The 19,537-nt window shown below is 64.3% G+C and carries 16 protein-coding genes, 1 tRNA gene and 2 pseudogenes; 16 read left to right on the plus strand and 3 right to left on the minus strand.

From position 1 onward, the window contains the following. Positions 1 to 386: 386 nt before the first annotated feature. Together OKC41_RS18035 and OKC41_RS18040 are read right to left on the minus strand one after the other, a co-directional pair. Positions 387 to 812 (minus strand): LPP20 family lipoprotein, encoded by a 426-nt coding sequence (locus OKC41_RS18035; protein ID WP_010673311.1) that lies wholly within the window; start codon positions 810 to 812, stop codon positions 387 to 389. Between the two features lie 88 nt (positions 813 to 900). Further along, entirely contained in the window at positions 901 to 1,521 is a 621-nt protein-coding gene (locus OKC41_RS18040) for a FlgO family outer membrane protein (protein WP_010673310.1), read from the minus strand. Between the two features lie 265 nt (positions 1,522 to 1,786). Between OKC41_RS18040 and OKC41_RS18045 the strand changes: the two genes are divergently transcribed. From OKC41_RS18045 to OKC41_RS18060, 4 genes and pseudogenes are all read left to right on the plus strand, one after another. After that, positions 1,787 to 2,938, plus strand: a complete 1,152-nt coding sequence (locus OKC41_RS18045) for a flagellar assembly protein FlgT (RefSeq protein WP_039041370.1) — start codon at positions 1,787 to 1,789, stop codon at positions 2,936 to 2,938. 50 nt (positions 2,939 to 2,988) lie between these two features. After that, positions 2,989 to 3,065: transfer RNA gene (locus OKC41_RS18050), tRNA-Arg, on the plus strand. Between the two features lie 263 nt (positions 3,066 to 3,328). Further along, positions 3,329 to 4,153 carry a polyphosphate kinase 2 gene (ppk2, locus tag OKC41_RS18055; RefSeq protein WP_201894497.1) on the plus strand — a complete coding sequence of 275 codons (825 nt, stop codon included), beginning with the start codon at positions 3,329 to 3,331 and terminating at the stop codon, positions 4,151 to 4,153. 160 nt (positions 4,154 to 4,313) lie between these two features. Next, positions 4,314 to 5,508: pseudogene (locus OKC41_RS18060) on the plus strand (PQQ-dependent sugar dehydrogenase); the annotation flags it as partial. 81 nt (positions 5,509 to 5,589) lie between these two features. On the opposite strand, the gene OKC41_RS18070 reads toward OKC41_RS18060, so the two are convergent. Further along, the gene (locus OKC41_RS18070) at positions 5,590 to 6,384 is read right to left on the minus strand and encodes a DeoR/GlpR family DNA-binding transcription regulator (protein ID WP_010673300.1); all 795 of its coding nucleotides are present in this window, start codon (positions 6,382 to 6,384) and stop codon (positions 5,590 to 5,592) included. A gap of 256 nt (positions 6,385 to 6,640) precedes the next feature. Here OKC41_RS18070 and ltnD point away from each other — a divergent pair, with 256 nt between their 5' ends. The 12 genes and pseudogenes from ltnD to OKC41_RS18130 all read left to right on the plus strand — a co-directional run. Then, positions 6,641 to 7,549 (plus strand): L-threonate dehydrogenase, encoded by a 909-nt coding sequence (gene ltnD, locus OKC41_RS18075; RefSeq protein ID WP_201894500.1) that lies wholly within the window; start codon positions 6,641 to 6,643, stop codon positions 7,547 to 7,549. Continuing rightward, a complete protein-coding gene (otnK, locus tag OKC41_RS18080) occupies positions 7,546 to 8,799 on the plus strand; it encodes a 3-oxo-tetronate kinase (RefSeq protein WP_270672245.1) in 1,254 nt (417 codons plus the stop codon). Before ltnD ends, otnK begins: the two co-directional genes overlap by 4 nt. After that, entirely contained in the window at positions 8,792 to 9,424 is a 633-nt protein-coding gene (locus OKC41_RS18085; RefSeq protein ID WP_039041066.1) for an aldolase, read from the plus strand. The genes otnK and OKC41_RS18085 overlap by 8 nt, the downstream gene beginning before the upstream one ends. After that, positions 9,421 to 10,194 (plus strand): 2-oxo-tetronate isomerase, encoded by a 774-nt coding sequence (gene otnI, locus OKC41_RS18090; protein WP_128273577.1) that lies wholly within the window; start codon positions 9,421 to 9,423, stop codon positions 10,192 to 10,194. Before OKC41_RS18085 ends, otnI begins: the two co-directional genes overlap by 4 nt. Before the next feature lie 35 nt (positions 10,195 to 10,229). After that, entirely contained in the window at positions 10,230 to 11,180 is a 951-nt protein-coding gene (gene denD / locus OKC41_RS18095; RefSeq protein WP_128273585.1) for a D-erythronate dehydrogenase, read from the plus strand. Further along, positions 11,177 to 12,682: a GntP family permease gene (locus tag OKC41_RS18100; RefSeq protein ID WP_010673294.1), complete on the plus strand. Its 1,506-nt coding sequence runs from the start codon at positions 11,177 to 11,179 to the stop codon at positions 12,680 to 12,682. The genes denD and OKC41_RS18100 overlap by 4 nt, the downstream gene beginning before the upstream one ends. A gap of 90 nt (positions 12,683 to 12,772) precedes the next feature. Further along, a complete protein-coding gene (locus tag OKC41_RS18105) occupies positions 12,773 to 13,663 on the plus strand; it encodes a DMT family transporter (protein ID WP_201894503.1) in 891 nt (296 codons plus the stop codon). Positions 13,664 to 13,722: 59 nt separating this feature from the next. Continuing rightward, entirely contained in the window at positions 13,723 to 15,660 is a 1,938-nt protein-coding gene (locus tag OKC41_RS18110; protein ID WP_201894505.1) for a methyl-accepting chemotaxis protein, read from the plus strand. A 680-nt stretch (positions 15,661 to 16,340) separates the two neighbouring features. Beyond that, positions 16,341 to 17,741 (plus strand): OprD family outer membrane porin, encoded by a 1,401-nt coding sequence (locus OKC41_RS18115; RefSeq protein WP_010673291.1) that lies wholly within the window; start codon positions 16,341 to 16,343, stop codon positions 17,739 to 17,741. A 114-nt stretch (positions 17,742 to 17,855) separates the two neighbouring features. Continuing rightward, positions 17,856 to 18,119, plus strand: a pseudogene (locus OKC41_RS18120) (SDR family NAD(P)-dependent oxidoreductase); the annotation flags it as partial. Positions 18,120 to 18,248: 129 nt separating this feature from the next. Continuing rightward, positions 18,249 to 19,079, plus strand: a complete 831-nt coding sequence (locus OKC41_RS18125) for an SDR family NAD(P)-dependent oxidoreductase (protein WP_270672246.1) — start codon at positions 18,249 to 18,251, stop codon at positions 19,077 to 19,079. 151 nt (positions 19,080 to 19,230) lie between these two features. Next, the coding region (locus OKC41_RS18130) for a hypothetical protein (RefSeq protein WP_270672247.1) at positions 19,231 to 19,537 on the plus strand (307 nt) is incomplete at its 3' end.

A 19,537-nucleotide genomic window follows, 5' to 3' on the forward strand; every position in this document is an offset into this window, starting at 1 on the left:
GTTTTATTTAACGACATGGCTATATCGTTAGATTTCACTAAACAAAAAAGGCCGCCATTCCGACCCCCGGGCACCTCTTGTGCGATCTCAGCCCCCTTTTTCCTCGCCACAGGCCGGATCCCGACCGGCCCATCAACTCCGTTTCTCCTGCCGAAGACCAGTTCCCCCCCAAGACGCCAACCCCGGTTATCCTCTCCAAGCGCTATACCGCCCACGCGCCAACCCCGGTTACCCTCACCGCAGGCCCTATCCCGTCCAAGGCGCCAACCCGGTTATTCCCCGCAGATCCGAACCCCTTCCCGGCCAAACAAAAAGGCGAGCCTGCGCTCGCCTTTGTCTGTACCGTGATGATCGCCGGGCTCATGCCGGCGCCCCCCGGACCCGCCCTAGAACTGGCCCGCCATCAGCTGGTTCAGGTGATAGAGGTTGCGGGTGTCGAGCTCCAGCTCGGTGGCATAGGTGTTGCCACGGGGATAGGTCGCCACCACCCGGGCACCGCGCACCATGCCCGCCACCGACACATCCAGGGAGTTGGAGGTCTGGGTCAGGTCCTTGTAGCTGCTCTGGCCGCGCACCTGCTGGCCGTTGAGCTGCTCCGCCAGCTCCCGGTAGGCATCCATCTTGGACGCCCGGATCGCCTGCAACATCTTCTCGGACTGGGAGGGACCGGGCTGGATGTCGATCACCGCATACCCCACCGCCTTGAGCACCGGGAAGTCATCGGGCTTCTCGCCCACGTCATAGTTCACCACCCGGTTGCCACTGCACGCCGTCAGCAACATGGCCATCAGGCAACCCAACAAGATTTTCATCGCTGTTTCCCCGTTTTCCTGTTCACCACACCCGATGTTTCACGGCTCAATGTCAGCCAGCCCGCTTCACGCTTCATGACGCGCCACCTCAAGGGGTCAGGTTGACCAGATGGCCGGACGGGCTCTGGCCCCCCCGCATCAGGTAACCGCGATTGATGGAGGCCCGGCCAAAGGAGTTGCTGGCACCGGACAAATATTGTTTCGGGATCAGGCTCTGGGCCGTGGTCTCCACCATCTTGGTGCGCAGATCGATGATGCGGGCATTGACCAATATCCCCTGCTGATTGCGGCTGAAGGTGCCGGTCAGGATGCGGGAGATGGGCAGCCGGGACGAGAGATCCTTGTAGTTGCGGCTCATCACGAAGTCCCCCTGCGGGGTCACCTGGATGTTGCCCGTGGTCTTGAAGTCCACCACCACCTCACCGCGCCGGTTCAGCTCGTAGATGAAGCTCTCCTCGATCTGCTGTCCCATCCAGTTGGTGTCCTTCAGGGTGTCGAGATCGACAAAGGAGGCGACCGCAATGGGCTCGGTCAGGGTCGTGAGGGACTTGCGCTCCATCAGCTGATCCGTCATGCGGGCCACCAGCCAGTTGAGCTCCATCCCCTTCGCCGCCTGGCGAGGGTCTCCCAGCTCCCGATTGATGGGGTCGGCCGACCCGCAACCGACCAATGCCAGCGCCACCGCCAGCACCGTGATAACTCTCTTCATGGATACCTTTCCTGTATCTGCACCTGACCTGTTATCGGTCGCAACCGCCAACACTTGAGGCGGGAATGCGCGCAGGATCCTCGATGATCCCCGGGCAAAGGCGCGCACTGTGCCACCGGAGCCCGCCGCGCGAGCTCCGGCCAGGGAAGAAGGCATGGTTCTTGCTTTTATTTGGTCACCCGCTCCGGTCCAGACCGGATCTGTGTCCAGGATCCCTGACCCGCCCCACCGGCGGCAGCGGGGTCGCCCACTCAAGGTGTTTGTTATGAAAGTTTCGCTGCTGTTCACCCTGCTGCTGGCCAGCCTGTCGGCCAGGGCCGAACTTATCGAGGCCCAGGGCAGTGCCGCCATTCTGGGGGGCGACGAGGTCTACGCCCGCGAGCAGGCGACCCGGGATGCCCTGCGCCAGGCGCTGCTGGCCAGCGGCGCCTCCGTCTCCAGCATCCAGCGCCTGGAAAACGGCAGCCTGCGCTCCGAGCAGATCCAGATCCGCTCCGGCGGCGACATCCGCCAGTACCGCCTCAAGCGCGAAGAGGTGCGCAACGGCCGCATGTACATCACCCTCGTGGCCGACATCCAGGCGGAGCGGCAGATCTGCCAGACCCAGCACTACGCCAAGGATTTGACGCTGGTGCGCCTGCGCATGCGCTACCCGGACCAGGCGAGCACCGGTGCCCTGGACGACATGCCCGCCGATCTCTCCCGCCGGCTGTTTGAAACCCTGGCGACGACGCCCCAGGTGGTCGCACGCCAGTGGCTGGACGAGAACCTGCGCATCGACCCTCTCCATCTGCAACAGGGGGATCGCAGCGCCCTCGAGGAGATCAAGGCCCTGAGCCTGCGCACCGACAGCCAGTATCTGGTGCTCGGCAGCATCGACGACCTCTCCCTCGAGCCCCAGGGCAACGCCCTCACCAGCTGGTATGAGGATCCCGTGCGCAATTTCTCCATGCAGCTCTACCTGTTCGACGGCATCAACGGCAGCCTGCTCGGCCGCAAGGAGTACAAGGGCCGCGCCAACTGGACCTTCTCCAAGCGGGAGCAGGTGGGCAGCAGCGGCGGCCAGTTCTGGCAGTCGAGCTTTGGCCAGGAGGTGGGCTACCAGTTGAAGGAGGCGGCCCAGGACATCGCCGCCGAACTCGCCTGTGCCCCCGTCACCGCCCGGATCGTGGCCCAGCACGAGCGCGGCCCCCACATCAACCTGGGCCGTCGCAACGGGGTCAAACTCGGGGACCAGTTCCGGGTCCAGCACAGCGCCGACTTCGTCGACCCCTATGGCAAGTCCAGGGTGATGCGCAACCCCGCAGACGGTCTGTTCGAGGTGGTGCAGGTGTTCGAGGATGGCGCCATCATCAGCAGTCAGAACAAATATTCGCCGTTCAATGTCCAAATCGGTGACCTGGCCGTATTGGAATAGGAATCAAGGGTTTAAAAGCACAATGCTTCTTGTATAATGCCCGCCACAAGGTTCCCGTAGCTCAGCAGGATAGAGCGGTCCCCTCCTAAGGGACAGGCCACTGGTTCGACTCCAGTCGGGAACGCCATACAAAACAAGGGGCTGGCATCGTCATGATGCCAGCCCCTTGTGCGTTTCTGCGCCATTTCCCCTGCATCCATGGCGGCCAGGTCCCGCCCCCCCCCTCTTCAATGTCTCACTGCCACCAACAACCCCGCGAGCCCCACCAAAGATGATCCCGGCCATCCCCCTGTAGTTGCCACTCCCGGTGGCGGCACACCGTCATCTCCCCTTGAAGGGCGCCGTCCGGCAGGACGGCCCTCCATTCGCCGAGACACAGAGAAGGACATCATGGGCAGCAAACGAAAATCCAGAACGGAAGAACCGGTCGCGGCCAAGGCGCAAAAGCCCCTTGGCAACAAGGCATACGAAAAGGCGCTGCGCCTCTTGCACGTGGAACTGGTCAGGCTGCAGCAGTGGGTGGTGCACAAGGGGCTCAAGGTCTGCATCGTCTTCGAGGGGCGCGACGGGGCCGGCAAGGGGGGCATCATCAAGGCGATCACCGAGCGGGTCAGCCCCCGGGTCTTTCGGGTCGTCGCACTGCCCGCCCCCACGGAGCGGGAGAAGAGCCAGCTCTACTTCCAGCGCTACATCCCGCACCTGCCGGCGGCGGGGGAGATCGTCATCTTCGATCGCAGCTGGTACAACCGGGCTGGGGTGGAGCGCATCATGGGCTTTTGCAGCGAGGAGGCGAGCGACAAATTCCTGGCTGGCCCCCCCATGGTGGAAAAAGCCCTAGTGGACTCTGGCATCATTCTGCTGAAGTACTGGCTGGAGGTGACCCCACAAGAGCAGGAGCGGCGGCTGCGGGATCGCATCGACGATGGCCGCAAGATCTGGAAGCTCTCCCCCATGGGCATCAAGTCCTTCGATCGCTGGGATGATTACACCCGGGCGCGGGATGCCATGTTCATCGCCACCGACACCGCCTGGGCCCCCTGGTTCGTAGCCCACTCCGAGGACAAGAAACGGGTGCGCCTCAACATCATCTCCCACCTGCTGGCGCACATCCCCTACGAGGCGCTGCCGACGGAGCCGGTGAAGCTGCCCAAGCGCAAGATAGGCAAAGTCAAACCATCGGATCACCCGCTTCGCATCGTGCCAGCCCTCTTCTAGCCAGAGGGGGGTGAGCCCTGGCTCACCCCCTTTCCCTTCCAGCCCCAAGGGGCAACCGGCGCTGCCGGTATCACCCAATGGCTTGTTGTTGCTCACGTTTTCCCGTTTTCCTCCCCTATACTTCAGCGACATTCAGGTCTGGCCGAGCGAGGAGGCCCCCATGTTGCGACTGTTTGCCCTGCTGCTTGTCTGCCTGGTGCTCCCGGTGCGGGCGCTGACCCTGACCCCGGTGGCGGGGGAGCTACGCCACCCCTGGGGGCTCGCCTTCCTGCCGGATGGCGGCTACCTCGTCAGCGAGCGCCCTGGGCGCCTGCTGCGCATCGATGCAGGTGGCAACCGCCATGTGGTCTCCGGCCTGCCGCCCCTCGCAGCCACGGGTCAGGGGGGGCTGCTCGATCTCGCCCTGGACGGCGATGGCTGGCTCTATCTCAGCTACAGCGAGCCGGGGGACGGGGGGGCCGGCACCGCCGTGGCCCGGGCCCGGCTGCAAAAAGAGGCCCTCGTCGACTGGCAACTGCTGTTTCGCCAAGAGCCCAAGGTGGCCGGCGGCGCCCATTTCGGCTCTCGCCTGGTGCTGACGGATGACCACCTCTTCATCACCCTGGGGGATCGCTACAGCGAGCGGGAGCGGGCCCAGACGCTGGACAACCACCTCGGCAAGACGGTGCGCCTGCACAAGGATGGCCGGGTCCCCGCCGACAACCCCTTCGTCAAGACGCCGGGGGCCCTGCCGGAGATCTGGAGCCTGGGCCATCGCAACATGCAGGGGGCGGCCCTGCGTCCGGGCAGCCAGCAGTTCTGGGCTCACGAGCATGGTCCCCAGGGCGGGGACGAGGTCAACCTCATCCTGCCAGGCCACAACTACGGCTGGCCCAGAGTGACCTTTGGCGAGGAGTACGGGGGCGGCAAGATTGGCGTGGGCCAGAGCGCGCCGGGCATGACGGCACCGCGCTGGATCTGGGTGCCCTCCATCGCCCCCTCGGGCATGACCTTTTATCAGGGGGACCTGTTCAGGGAGTGGCAGGGGGATCTGTTCGTCGGCGCCCTGCGCGGTCAGGCCTTGTTGCGCCTGCACCTCGACGGAGACAAGATAGTGTCGGCAGAGCGGCTGCTGACCGATCTGGGGGAGCGGATCCGTACCGTCAAGGAGGGCCCCGACGGCGCCCTCTATCTGCTGACGGATTCAGGCCAGGGGCGCCTGCTCAAACTGACCCCATAGCATGAAAGGAGCAAGGATGAAGACGAATCGCATGCTGCTGGTGCTGTGCACCAGCCTCTGGTTGCTGGGCTGCAACACCATCCACGGGATGGGACGGGACATCGAGAAGGCGGGGGAGGTGATCCAGGGCTCCGCCAAGCTGACGGACGCACCGGCCGCAGAGGGTCGCTGATCCCGGCCGGGTGGCGCGGTGGTTCGCCCCCTGTCGCCCTTTTCCTTACCCCTGTTCGGCGCTGGCCACCAGACTGGCCAGCGGCGCCATGGTCACTCTGACCCCGTGCTGTGCCAATGCCTCGCGGGCGCTCTGGGGCAGTTGCTCGTCGGTGATCACCTGATCGATCGCATCCCAGCTCACCACGTTGAAGGTCCCCACCTTGCCATATTTGGACGAATCGCAGATGAGGATGCGCGTCGCCGCCGACTCCACCACGGCCCGCTTCACCGGCACCTTCTGTTCGCTCGGGGTGGAGATCCCCTGACTGTCCCAGGAGGAGGCTGACAGGAAGGCGATGTCCAGATGGAGGTTGCGCAGGAAGTGGGCGGTAGCCTCCCCGGCACAGGACTGGTTCTCGCGAATGACCTGCCCTCCGGTGTGATAGAGGCGGCAGCGGCCGTGCTCGATGAGGTAGGCGCAGACCATGAAGTCGTTCGTCACTATCATCAAGTCTTCCCGAAGCGCCAGCTCCCGGGCCAGCTCCAGGGAGGTGGTGCCGGCGTCCAGATAGACGGTGCTCCCCTCGCTCACCTGGGCGGCGGCAAGCCGGGCGATCGCCAGCTTGGCTCCCTGCATCAGGCTGCGCTTGGCGGCGTGTGAGGGCTCGCTCTTGATCCGCTGGGAGAGGCTGACCCCGCCGGAGACGGAGAGTACCCTCCCCTGCTCCTCCAACTTCTGGATGTCGCGCCTGATGGTCATGTGGGAGACCTGCAGCCAGTCGGTCAGCTCCACTATGCTGACCACGCCGCGCTCTGCCAGCAGTTGCAGGATACGTTGCTGTCGCTCTACGGGAATCATCTTGCCTCGCGCCTCGGGGAAGGGAAGGTGCCATTCTACCCCAGCGACCTGGGAAAAAATGATAAATAACCTGAAACGGGCTCACAAATCACATTTATTCACAAAATTAGCGCCAAAACTTGACCCAAAAGAATCTCGATCCGCATAAATAACAAAAATTAACACGCAATAAGTTATTTTTTGTGACGACTGCCTGATATTTCATCGCCGCAAGCCTCTACTATCTGCTCATCAGTCGTAATCGAGGAATCACGAGATGAGCACTCCCTATCATGTTGCGGTCATCGGCCTGGGCGCCATGGGCATGGGCGCCGCCCGTTCCTGCCTGCGGGCCGGGCTCACCACCTATGGCATCGACCTCAGCGAACAGGCTCGCGGCCAGTTGCAGCAGGCCGGTGCCGCCGCCGTCATGGCCGATGCCAGGCCCCTGGCCGAGACGCTCGATGCCGTGCTGTTGCTGGTGGTCAACGCCACCCAGGTGCGCCGCATCCTGCTCGGCGAAGCGGGGCTGGCTCGCCACCTGAAGCCGGGCACCGCCATCATGGTCTCCTCCACCATCGCCGCCGAAGAGGCGAGCGCCCTGGCCGCCGAGCTGGCGCTGATGGGGTTGCCGATGCTGGATGCGCCGGTTTCCGGTGGTGCCATCAAGGCCGATGCCGGCGAGATGACGGTGATGGCTGCAGGCTCCGACGCCGCCTTCGACAAGCTGGCCCCGGTGCTGGATGCGGTGGCCGGCAAGGTCTACAGGGTCGGCAGCGAGCCGGGCCAGGGCAGCACGGTCAAGATCATCCACCAGCTGCTGGCCGGGGTGCACATCGCGGTGGCCGCCGAGGCCATGGCCCTGGCCAGCCGGGCAGGCGTGTCCCTGGATCTCATGTATGACGTGGTGACCCATGCCGCCGGCAACTCCTGGATGTTTGAAAACCGCATGCCCCGGGTGCTGGCCGGTGACTACCAGGCCCGCTCCGCAGTGGACATCTTCGTCAAGGATCTCACCCTGGTGGCCGACACCGCCAAGGCGCTGCGCTTCCCGCTGCCGCTCGCGAGCACGGCGCTGAACATGTTCCTCGGCGCCAGCAACGCAGGGTACGGCCAGGAAGATGACAGCGCCGTCATCAAGATCTTCTCCGGCATCCAGCTGCCGGGTCAGGAGGATCAAGCATGAAACTCGGTGTCATCGCAGACGACTTCACCGGCGCCACCGACATCGCCGGTTTCTTGGTGGAGAACGGCCTCTCCACCCTGCAACTCGCCGGCGTGCCGGAGCATGACGGGGATCTGCCCCCGGTCGATGCCGTGGTGATCAGCCTCAAGAGCCGCTCCTGTCCCGCGGACGAAGCGGTGCGCGACTCCCTGGCGGCCCTCGACTGGCTCAAGGCCCGCGGCTGCCCGCGCATCTACCAGAAGTACTGCTCCACCTTCGACAGCACGGCAGCGGGCAACATCGGCCCCGTCACCGACGCCCTGCTGGCGGCGCTGGAGAGCAAGTTCACCCTGATCTGCCCGGCCCTGCCGGTGAACGGTCGCACCGTCTATCAGGGCAACCTGTTCGTCGGCCCCCAGCCGCTCGCCGAGTCCGGCATGCGCCATCACCCCATCACCCCCATGACCGACAGCAACCTGCTGCGGCTGATGGAGGGGCAAGCCCAGGGCCGCGCCGGTCTGGTGCCGTTCAATACCATCTCACAGGGCCCCGGCGCCATTGCCGACGCCTTTGAGCAGCTAACGCAAGCTGGTGTGCGCTACGCCGTGGTCGACACCCTGACCGAGCAGCACCTGCTGGACATCGCCACCGCCGCCCTCGACATGCCCCTGGTGACCGGCGGATCCGGCCTCGCCATCGGCCTGGCCCGTCAGCTTGGCAGCGGCGATCTGCAGGGTGCCCGCGAAGCGGGCTGGCCCAGAGGCACCCGCGCTGCGGTGCTGTCAGGCTCCTGCTCCGAGATGACCAACCGTCAGGTGGCCCACTATCGCCAGCACGCCCCTGCCCTGGCGCTGGATGTGGTGCGCTGCCTCGAAGAGGCCGACTACCCGGCCGAGCTGGCGCGCTGGGTACTGGACCAGCCCCGTACCCCGGCGCCGCTGGTCTACGCCACCACCAGCCCAGTTGAGCTGGCCCGCATTCAGGAAACCCACGGCCAGCAGGCGGCCAGCGACGCGGTGGAACACTGCTTTGCCCGCCTCGCCCAACTGCTGCAAGGCGCCGGTGTGGACCGCTTCATCATCGCCGGTGGCGAGACCTCGAGCCGGGTCACCCAGGCCCTCGGCGTCAAGGCGTTCCACATAGGCCCGCAGATCGCCCCCGGTGTGCCCTGGGTGCGGGCCATCGACGCCCCCCTGTCGCTGGCCCTCAAATCCGGCAATTTCGGGAGCGACGACTTCTTCGACAAGGCTCAGGAGTACTTCCATGACTGAACAGGCACTGCGCGACACCATGGTGATGCTGGGGGCTTCCCTCTTCCAGCGCGGTTATGCCACCGGGGGCGCCGGCAACCTCTCCGCCCTGCTGCCGGACGGTACCCTGATCGCCACCCCGACCGGCTCCTGCCTGGGACGGCTCAGCGCCGACAGGCTCTCTCACGTCAACCTGCAGGGGGAACACCTGGGAGGTGATCGCCCCTCCAAGGAGGTGGCCTTCCACCTCGCCATCTACCACAACAATCCGGACTGCCGGGCCGTGGTGCACCTGCACTGCACCCACCTGACCGCCCTCTCCTGTCTGGAGGGGCTGGATCCGGCCAACGTCATCCGCCCCTTCACCCCCTACTACGTGATGCGGGTCGGCCAGTTGCCGCTCATCCCCTACTACAAACCGGGGGATGCCCGCATCGCCGAGGAGCTGGGGCGCCGCGCCCCCGAAGGCAACGCCTTCCTGCTGGCCAACCACGGCCCCGTGGTGACGGGCAAGGATCTGGTGGATGCGGTCAACAACATGGAAGAGCTGGAGGAGACGGCGCGCCTGGCACTGATGCTCCATGGCCACGCCATCCGCTACCTGAGCGAACCCGAAATTGATGAATTGAGGAGGATGAAACCATGAGCAAGTTTGCCGCCAATCTCACCATGCTGTTCACCGAGGTGCCGTTCCTGGAGCGCTTCGCCGCCGCCCGCGACGCAGGCTTCGAGGCGGTGGAGTTCCTCTTCCCCTACGAGTGGCCCGCCGCCGAGCTGGGCCGCCGCTTGCGCGAGCAGGGGCTCTCCCAGGCCCTGTTCAACATGCCGCCGGGCAACTGGGCGGCAGGGGAGCGCGGCATGGCCGCCATTCCGGGGCGGGAAGCGGAGTTTCGCGGCCACCTGCCAAGCGTGCGTGACTATGCCCTGGCGCTCGGCTGCACCAAGGTGCACGCCATGAGCGGCATCGTGGACCCTGCTCATAGCCTCTCGGCCCACCGCCAGACCCTGATCGACAACATCCGCTTCGCCGCCGACTTCCTGGCCGAAGACGGCATCAAGGTACTGCTCGAGCCCCTCAACGATCGGGATGTCCCCGGCTACTTCCTGGCCCACCAGCTCGACGCCCTGGCCCTGGTGCAGGAGATAGACAGACCCAACGTGGGGGTGCAGCTCGACCTCTATCACGCCCAGATCATGGACGGGGATCTCACCCGTCTCATCGGCAAGCTGGGCCCGGCCATCGGCCACGTCCAGATCGCCTCGGTGCCGGATCGCCACGAGCCGGACGAAGGGGAGATCGCCTACCCCCACCTGTTCAAGGTGCTGGCGCAGGCGGGCTACCACGACTGGATTGGCTGCGAGTACAACCCCAGAGCCGGCACCCGGGAAGGGCTGGCCTGGCTGACACAACAATAACGACCCTGAACATGAACGAGTCTGAGGATAACAAGATGCAGATCATCATCACCGGCGGCGGTGGCTTCCTGGGCCAGAAACTGGCCCGGGCCCTGCTGCAAGGCCCCCACCCCTTCACCGAGCTGCTGCTGGTGGACATCCAGCAGCCGCAATCCCCCCTACCGGACCCCAGGGTTCGCTGTCTGCGGGCCGACCTCACCGAACCCGGTGTCGCCGAGTCCCTCATCAGCGAGCGGACCGCCGTGGTCTACCACCTGGCCGCCATCGTCAGCAGCCACGCGGAGCAGGACTTCGATCTGGGCTGGCAGGTCAACCTGGACACCACCCGCACCCTGCTGGAGGCGTGCCGCCATGCCCGGCCGGGCATCCGCTTCGTCTTCACCAGCTCGCTCGCCGTCTATGGCGGCCCGCTGCCGGAGCTGGTGAATGACGGTACCGCCCTGACCCCCACCTCCTCCTACGGCGCCCAGAAGGCCATGGGAGAGCTGCTGGTCAACGACTACAGCCGCAAGGGCTTCGTCGACGGTCTGGTATTGCGCCTGCCCACCATCTGCGTGCGGCCGGGCAAGCCGAACCGCGCCGCCTCCTCCTTTGTCAGCAGCATCATCCGCGAGCCGCTGCAAGGGGAGAGCGCCATCTGCCCGGTGAGCCCGGATCTGCGTCTGTGGCTCTCCAGCCCCGCCACCGTGGTCGCGAACTTCCTGCTGGCGGCCAGGCTTCCCGCCACCGGTGACGCCCGCAGCATCAACCTGCCCGGCATCAGCGTGACCGTCGGCGAGATGCTGGAGGCCCTCGCCCGGGCCGGTGGCCAGGCGGCCCGGGATCGGGTGCAGTTTGCCGCCGATCCGGCCATCGAGCGCATCGTGGCGAGCTGGCCGGGACGCATCGACAACCAGCGGGCCAGCGCCCTCGGCTTCGCGGCAGACAGGACGTTTGCCGACATCATCGACAGTTTCATCACCCATGACATGCAGGAGGCATCATGAGCGACATCCCAACCCCCATCATCGGTCTCATCATCGCGGTCTTCGTGCTGGTGTTCCTGGTCATCCGCACCCGGGTGCACGCCCTGATCGCCATGCTGGCGGCGGCCTGCATCGCCGGGATCACCGGCGGCATGAGCATCGACAAGACCCTCACCGTGATCACCCAGGGCTTTGGCTCCACCCTCGGCAGCATCGGCATCGTCATCGGCCTCGGGGTCATGATGGGTCGCCTGCTTGAGGTCTCCGGCGCCGCCGAACAGATCGCCTACAGCTTCATCAAGTGGCTCGGCAAGCGCCGCGAGGAGTGGGCCCTGGCCATCACGGGCTACATCGTCAGCATCCCCATCTTCGTGGATTCCGCCTTCGTCATCCTCTATCCGGTGGCCAAGGCGCTGGCGAAAAGCGGCAAGCGCTCCCTGCTCACCCTGGGGGTGGCACTCGCGGGCGGCCTGGTGGTAACCCACCATACCGTGCCGCCGACCCCGGGCCCGCTGGGGGTTGCCGGCCTGTTTGGCGTGGACATCGGCGCCATGCTGCTGACCGGCATGGCCCTGGCCATCCCCTGCGTGCTCGGCATCGTCTTCTACGCCCAGTGGCTCGACAAGAAGTACCCCGAGTTCGGTGCCCAGGCCGCCCAGACCCCGGACGAGCTGCAAGCCACCTATGAGCAGTACCTCAAGGAGAAGGAGGGCAAGACCCTGCCGAGCCTGACCCTGTCGCTGCTGCCGATCCTGGTGCCCATCGTGCTCATCTTCGTCAAGGCCATCTTCACCACTCTGGCCACCCTGGAGGGCATGGACGGCCTGATGGCGAACCCCCTGGTGCAGGGCATCAACTTCATCGGCACCCCCATCATCGCGCTGGCCATCAGCGTGCTGCTGGCGGTCTATACCCTGGTCCCGCACATGGACAGGCACGCCACCGCCGCCCGCCTGGAAGAGGGGCTGCAATCCGCCGGCATCATCTTGCTGGTGACCGGTGCCGGCGGGGCGCTGGGGGCCGTGCTGCGCGACAGTGGCGCGGGTCAGCAACTGGCCGAGCAGATCGCCCAATTGCCCATCTCCCCCATCCTGATCCCCTTCATCGTGGCGACCCTGGTGCGCCTCATCCAGGGATCCGGCACCGTGGCCATGGTGACGGCGGCCTCCATCTCCGCCCCCATCCTGGCGCAGATCCCCGGGGTCAACATGCTGCTGGCCGCCCAGGCCGCCACCATGGGGTCGCTCTTCTTCGGTTACTTCAACGACAGCCTGTTCTGGGTGGTCAACCGCATGATGGGGATCTCCGACGTCAAGCAGCAGATGATCGTCTGGTCCATCCCGACCACCATCGCCTGGGCCATCGGCGGTACCGGCGTCGCCCTGCTGAACCTGCTGTTCGGCTCCGGCGGCACCTGGTTCGACCCCGTGCTGCCGCTGCTGGTGCTGGCCCTCATCGTCTGGTACGTCAAGGGGCAGTCCCTGGCTCCGGCGGCAGGGGCCGTCCCGAGCCGGGAGTCATAACTCGCGCCGTCACGGCACCGCTGTGTGACGAGGGCCAGTCTGCTAGACTGGCCCTCTTTTTCGTTCATTCATCTTGCAAAGGAGTGTTGGATGCCAGCGTCTTCCTGGTGGGACAAGTCCACCGGTTTTGCCCTGCTCACCATCTTGTTGTGGGCCTCCCTCGCCGCGCTCACCTCCCGGATCACCAGCGTCTCGCCGCTGGTGCTGGTCGGGCTGGTGCTGCTGTTCTGCGGGGCGGGCACCCTGCCATTCTGGCGCCAGTGGCGCGCCAGCCCCCTCACCTGGCTGGTGACCATCACCGCCCTGCTGCTCTATCACCTGCTGCTGTTCATGAGCTTTCGCCACGCCCCCGTGCTGGAGGCAAACCTCATCAACTACCTCTGGCCGCTGTGCATCATCCTGTTCACCCCCTTGCTGCTGCCGGGTCATCCCCTGAGCCTGCACCATCTGCTGGCCGGGGCCCTGGGTCTCGCGGGATCGGTGCTGGTGATGGTCGATGGTCACCTGCAACTGCAACAGGCCCATCTGCCCGGCTACCTGCTGGCCCTCGGCGCCGCCATCGTCTGGGGCGCCTATTCCGTGCTCTCCCGCCGCCTGCCTCCCGCTCCCGCCGTGGTCACGGCCGCCGCCTGCCTGCCCGCAGGGCTCCTGGCCCTGCTGCTGGCATGGATGCTGGAAGGCCCCTTGCCATTCGCCCGGATCCCCCAGGGGGACTGGCTGCTCATCGCCGGGCTCGCCCTCGGCCCCATGGGGGCGGCTTTCGTCACCTGGTATCTGGCACTGCGGGACGGGGATCCGCGCCGCATCGGCGCGCTCGCCTACCTCACTCCCTTGCTGAGCACCCTGCTGCTGGTCTGGCTCAACGGCGAGGCGCTCACCCCGCGCCATCTGCTGGCGGGGGGGCTCATCATGGGCGGCGCCCTGCTCGGCCTGCTGGTGAAGAGCCCAAGTCAACGGGAGCTGGCACGGCCACTGTCATAAAAACGCCATCAGACCTGATTAAGCTCGCGCCCATTGCGTGATTCAAGCAGGAATCTGATGTGAAAATTGCCCATTTTGCCTCCCTCTCTTCCCTCGTCTTGCTGCTGGTGGCCGGTGTCCAGGCCACCGCGCTCTATCATGGCTGGCAACAATTCAACCACTCGGCCCAGGCCCAGCGTCTGCAGGAGCGCCTGCAACAGCAACTGAGCGGTCCGTTGCAGGGAGCGCTTCGCGACTATCTCGGCAGCGGGGATCCCCTGCTGCTGGCCCAGGCACAGGGAGTGCGCCAGCAGGCGCTGGCCCTGCTGTCCCGCCTGGAGGATCCCCAGACCCAGCCGCTAAACGCCCGGCTTGAGCAGATGAAAACCCGCATTGACGGCGACTATCTGGCGGCGGGCAAGCTCTCCGGCAACAGCCAGTGGTTGCTGCAAAATGCCGAGAACGAGTTGACCACCCAGGCCAAAGCCTTGCTCCGTTACGGCCAGCAGGGGGCTGCCGCCGGGCGGGATCCGGCCCTTGCCGAGCAGTATCGCCAGGGGGCGGCCGACATCCTGACCGCCCTCCCCTCCCTCGCCCACCAGCGCCAGAACTACATGGAGCAGGCGAGCGCCAAGCGCCTCGAAGGGCTGCAATTCGAGCTGGCTGCCCTGCAAAAGCAGGCAGACTCCCTGGCCGCCCTGCCGAGCCTGGCACTTTTCGAGGAGGCACCGGCCGACGAATTCACCCTGGGAGAGCCGATACGCAAGGAGCTCGGGGATCAGCCCAAAGCCGAGCTGACCTCCCTGCTCAAGCGCTATCCCCAGGAGCTGGAAAACAGCCGCAAGGCGCTGCAACAGCAGCAGGCCGCTCGTCAGATGGTGCAGCAGGACATCACCCAGCTGCTGCAAGCGGGGGAGCAATTGGGTGAACAACTCGCCGCCGCCCGTCAGACCATGAACCGGGAGCTGGCCACCGTACTCGGCGTGCTGGCGCTCTGCCTGGTCGTGGTGGCCCTGCTGTTCGCCCTGGTGCAGCGTCGCTGGCTGGTCAGGCCCCTGCTGCAACTGCGGGCAGCCTTCCTGCAGCTCGACGCCACGGGTCAGGCCCAGCTGCTGACCCCGGGGCGCGAGCGCAACGAGCTGGCGGACATCGTCGCGAGCTACAACCGCCTGATACGGCGCCTGCAACAGGATCAGCAGCAGAAAGAGGGCCAGCTATCGGCGGTGTCGCAAAGTCTGCAAGGGATGGTCAACCAGGTGCAGGAGATCCATCACAGCACCCGCACCACGGAGCAGGCGGTGGACGAGAGCGACACCATGATGCAGGAGCTCAACCAGCTCGCCAGCGAGGTGCACCAGGTCGCCGCCGAAATCGCCCAGCACGCCCAGCACAATGAACACTCCATGAGCCAGAGCGAGCGGCTGGTCGGGGGCATGCTGACGGCTACCGCCCAGACCGGGCTCGCCATCGACGAGAGCAGCGGCGCCCTGGCCCAGCTGACCCGCTCGGTGGAGGACGTGACCGCCATCGTCGACGTCATCGGCCACATCTCCCAGCAGACCAACCTGCTGGCCCTCAACGCCGCCATCGAGGCGGCCAGGGCCGGGGAGCAGGGACGCGGCTTCGCGGTGGTAGCCGACGAGGTGCGCCACCTCTCCGCCGACACCCAGCGCTCCCTCGGCCAGATCACCGAGATCCTTGCCAGCCTCACCCAGGCGGGGGATCAGCTCGCCACCGTGCTGGCCCGCATCACCGCAGAGGCCGCCGAGCAGCGCCAGCAGGCGGAGCAGCTGCGCCAGACCACCCTGACGGTGCGGGAGATGGCGCGCAGCACCGCCGTCATCGCCCTGCAGGGCGCCGACAATGCCAAGAGCCAGGAACACAGGCTGGCGAGCTTCGCCGCCCTCATCGGTCGCATCAGCCAGCACGCCCGCCAGGGCAGTCGTCTCTCGGTACAGGTCTCGGAGCACATACACCACCAGGCCCAGCAGATCCCCCGGATCCTGAGCCAGGCCTGATAACCCCCGGGTCTGGCTCGCACCAGACCCGGGGCGCGCTCCCTGTCAATCTCCCCGCGGTACGGCCTTGCCGCAACCCTTCTCTTGATGCTCCCGTCACGTCTTCACGGGCGATGACGGGTTGCCTCATCCATTCAGTCACAGGCTCCCTCACCCCTTTCACATCTCTGGTCCCCCTGTCTGTCGGGGCAACGGCTCACGCTCACGACAGTGGGCATCCCGCCGGACTCATCTTTTTTTGTGATACAAAATTATATGTTGCCACCGGGTTAACAAAGAAAGTTCTGCCTTGACGGCAAGATCTGCGCAGGAGAACGGTGAAATCACCATGAAAGCGCTGTCATTGCCGACATGAGTGGCCTGGGAGTGCCCACACCAAGAATCATGATTATTTGCACTCGGTCATATTTTTGAAACTTGCCGGGAACTTTACATTGATATTTCGCACCGCGAACGTACTCTTGGTGATGTCAGATCGCCAAGGATCGACAGCCAAAAAATAACGACTGTAACGATGCAGATAGCCCCGACCGATGCGCCAAGGCATCAGGCACAAGGGCACGACAGAGAACCATTTTTTTGCCCTTCGGGGTGTTGATTGCAATGCCAATACCGAGCGGCGGGTGCCTACCCGGCTGCCGGATAAAAAGCTAAGTCCATAAAATCAGGAGCAATAACAAATGGAAAAAGTGATCTTCAAGCGCGCCGCGTTGAGTGCTGCCGTGGTCGCGGCACTGGTCGCACCCGGCATGGCGTTCGCCGCTCAAGACATGATGAGCCCGGAATACGGCAAGTCCTACAGTGCCTTCATCGACGAAGGCAAGCTCACCGGTGGCCTGTTCTACTTCCAGCGTGAGCGTGATCGCGTCCAGGCCGGTCCGGGTCAGGATGGCAAATACCACTCCAACCTGAGCCATGCCACCACCCAGGCAGCCCTGAACTTCAACTCCGGCTATGCATGGGGTGTGGTCGGCGTCGACGTGGGTGGCTTCGGTGCCTACGACCTGGCCGTTGACGAGAGCAATGGCGTCAACGAAGAGAACGAGTTCTCCTTCTGGGGCGACAAGTGGGGTTCAGGTGGTGACGGCGTTCCCGAGAACGGCTTCAGCCTCTCCAACGCCGCCCTGAAATTCAAGTTCGGTGACGCCGTCACCGCCAAGGGTGGTTACACCCAGCTCTATGTCCCCGGCATCCTCGGCGTCAACTGGTCCTATCAACCCGGTACCTACCGTGGTGGCCAGATCGAAGGCACCTTCGGCGGCCTCTACCTGACCTACGCCATCGCCGACGAGTACAAGGCTCCCTGGTTCAAGAACACCACCGGCTTCTCCAAGAGCAGCCCCTATGCCAGCGATCCCTTCACCGATGCGAACAAGATCGACTACATCCACGGTCTGGCCGCTCGCTACACCTTCGAGAACGGCACTGCCGTCACCGCCGGCTTCGGTCAGTCCGAAGGCTACATGGACAGCTACCACTTCAAGCTGGCCCACAAGTTCGACGTACTGGGTGGCCTGAACACCAGCTACCAGTTCTACGGTTCCGACACCGAGAACAGCGACTATGACGGCCTGGCCTGGCAACAAGCCCTGACCGCCAGCTGGGCAGCCGGTCCCTATGGCTTCCGTCTGGAAGGCCTGTGGACCAAGGCTGAAGGGGATCTGGGCAACTACCTGCCCCGTCTGACCCGCGGCTACGGCAACTCCCAGGGCGCGAACGAAATCTGGTGGGATTCCCGCTCCGACTGGAACCACAACGACGAGAAGGCCCTGTTCTTCGGCGTGACTCGTTCCCTGGATGATCTGGTGGGTGCACCGGGCTGGGGCGTGGGTGTCTCCGGTGCCTACGGCTGGGATGCCAACAACGGCGACAAGTCCCTGGAAGGTGGCAAAGAGTGGGCAGCCAACTTCGACGTCATGTACACAGTGCAGGACGGCAAGCTGAAGGGCACCCTGTTCAAGCTGCACTACACCGACTACAACAACGAACAGGACGACAAGGGCAGCTGGTACTACCCGAACATGTTCAGCTCCGAGCATGACGTCAAGTTCCACATCATCATGCCGTTCACCATCATGTAATCAGGCATCTGACGTGACCGAAAACCGGGCCTCTGGCCCGGTTTTGTTTTTGGTGGCACCACGCTACCATGCCAACTTCGGGCCACCTGCCGGCCGTCAATCAGGACCATGCTCATGCCCCATCCCTTCGTGCTCGTCACCGGCTGCTCCAGCGGCATCGGCCTCGCCGCCGCAAGAACGCTCGGCGCCCGGGGCTTCACCGTCATCGCTTCCGCCCGCAAGGGCGAGGATGTGGCCCTGCTACAGCAGCAGGGTCTGTTGGCGGTGCAACTGGATCTGGCGGACAGCGCCAGCATAGAGCGAGGGGCGGCAGAGGCGCTGGCCCTGGCCGAGGGGCGCCTCTACGGGCTGTTCAACAACGGCGCCTACGGCCAGCCATAGTGACATTGTCACAGGTTGTTTGTTGACTCGTTCTCTCTGAGATGGCTTGGAGCGCTTAACGAATCCCAATGGTGCTTATTAGTGTTACTTGCGTTACCTTGATAGCTCAATCTCCAAGGATGCAACATGTCCAATCGCTACGTTCTTATCACCGGCTGTTCCAGCGGCATAGGCCTCGCCGCTGCCAAGGCGCTCGGTGCCCACGGCTTCATCGTGATCTCCTCTGCCCGCAAAGCCGAGGATGTCGCGCTGTTGCGGCAGCAGGGGCTGCTCGCAGTCCGGCTGGATCTGGCCGATGAGGCCAGCATAGAGCAGGGCGCCGCCGAGGCACTGGCGCTGGCCGGGGGACGGCTGTACGGTCTCTTCAACAATTCTGGCTATGGGCAACCGGGTGCTCTCGAAGACTTACCGACTAAGGCGTTTCGTGAGCAGTTGGAAACCAATCTATTTGGCTTGCACCACCTGATCCGCTTGGTGTTGCCGAGTATGCTGGAAGTTGGAGAGGGGCGCATCATACAGAACAGCTCTGTTCTGGGGCTGGTAGCCATGAAGTATCGCGGGGCCTACAATGCCAGCAAGTTCGCTCTAGAGGGCTACACCGACACCTTACGCCTAGAGCTTGCTGGCACTGGTGTGCATATAAGCCTGATCGAACCCGGCCCCATCGACACCCGCTTTCGCGCCAATTCCCGCGTCGCCTTCCTACGCCATATTGATCCGGCTCAGAGCCGCCATCAAAGCGCCTATCACCAGACCCTAACCCGACTGGAAAAAGAGGGGCCGAGCGGCCCGTTCACCTTACCAGCCGAAGCCTGTGTTCCTCCTCTGGTTCATGCCCTGTCTAGCCGCCACCCCAAGGCACGATACCCTGTTACCTTCCCGACCCGACTGTTTGCTTGGCTTCGTCGTATCCTACCGACCCGGCTGCTCGATGAGTTGCTCGCCAAATCGGTCTGAAAAGACTTTTGGTTAAATCTGTGGGGCGCTTCAATACGCGGGCCTAGGGGAAATGGCACGCTAATCGGATCAACGCCACTTCTGGATAGGTGGCGGATTACCGCCTAATTAGGTGTTAAGTTGTTATGTTGATTTTTTTATGGGGGATTGAATGTCTGAAAGCCCATTAAATTCGGCACTTCGGCACTTTGAAGCCGCAGAGGCAAACCTTGATAAAGCCGAGAAGCTGCTGTCTGAGATCGAAGCTGCAATACCAAGTGGTATAGCCTTCGGTGAAAATCCTGAGTATGAAACTAACTGCCGGAACTTGGGTGCCTTAATTGCCGCACTCCCAAAAATTGACGGATGGAAGCCAGAAATTTATCTCATGGAGCTAGATGAATGTAGTGGTCAACTAAATCCGGACACACAGTTAAGCCGATTTTCGGCCTCTGCTGGCGGTATCCCATCATTGTGTT

Source organism: Aeromonas sp. QDB17 (assembly GCF_027705305.1).
Lineage (GTDB): Bacteria > Pseudomonadota > Gammaproteobacteria > Enterobacterales > Aeromonadaceae > Aeromonas > Aeromonas caviae.

Bases quoted from the DNA above. Each gene is read 5' to 3' on its own strand.
- otnI (WP_128273577.1), top strand. From the start codon at position 9,421: ATGAGCAAGTTTGCCGCCAATCTCACCATGCTGTTCACCGAGGTGCCG.
- OKC41_RS18100 (WP_010673294.1), top strand. From the start codon at position 11,177: ATGAGCGACATCCCAACCCCCATCATCGGTCTCATCATCGCGGTCTTC.
- OKC41_RS18040 (WP_010673310.1), bottom strand. From the start codon at position 1,521: ATGAAGAGAGTTATCACGGTGCTGGCGGTGGCGCTGGCATTGGTCGGT.
- denD (WP_128273585.1), top strand. From the start codon at position 10,230: ATGCAGATCATCATCACCGGCGGCGGTGGCTTCCTGGGCCAGAAACTG.
- OKC41_RS18045 (WP_039041370.1), top strand. From the start codon at position 1,787: ATGAAAGTTTCGCTGCTGTTCACCCTGCTGCTGGCCAGCCTGTCGGCC.
- OKC41_RS18105 (WP_201894503.1), top strand. From the start codon at position 12,773: ATGCCAGCGTCTTCCTGGTGGGACAAGTCCACCGGTTTTGCCCTGCTC.
- ltnD (WP_201894500.1), top strand. From the start codon at position 6,641: ATGAGCACTCCCTATCATGTTGCGGTCATCGGCCTGGGCGCCATGGGC.
- OKC41_RS18115 (WP_010673291.1), top strand. From the start codon at position 16,341: ATGGAAAAAGTGATCTTCAAGCGCGCCGCGTTGAGTGCTGCCGTGGTC.
- OKC41_RS18125 (WP_270672246.1), top strand. From the start codon at position 18,249: ATGTCCAATCGCTACGTTCTTATCACCGGCTGTTCCAGCGGCATAGGC.
- OKC41_RS18035 (WP_010673311.1), bottom strand. From the start codon at position 812: ATGAAAATCTTGTTGGGTTGCCTGATGGCCATGTTGCTGACGGCGTGC.
- otnK (WP_270672245.1), top strand. From the start codon at position 7,546: ATGAAACTCGGTGTCATCGCAGACGACTTCACCGGCGCCACCGACATC.
- ppk2 (WP_201894497.1), top strand. From the start codon at position 3,329: ATGGGCAGCAAACGAAAATCCAGAACGGAAGAACCGGTCGCGGCCAAG.
- OKC41_RS18070 (WP_010673300.1), bottom strand. From the start codon at position 6,384: ATGATTCCCGTAGAGCGACAGCAACGTATCCTGCAACTGCTGGCAGAG.
- OKC41_RS18085 (WP_039041066.1), top strand. From the start codon at position 8,792: ATGACTGAACAGGCACTGCGCGACACCATGGTGATGCTGGGGGCTTCC.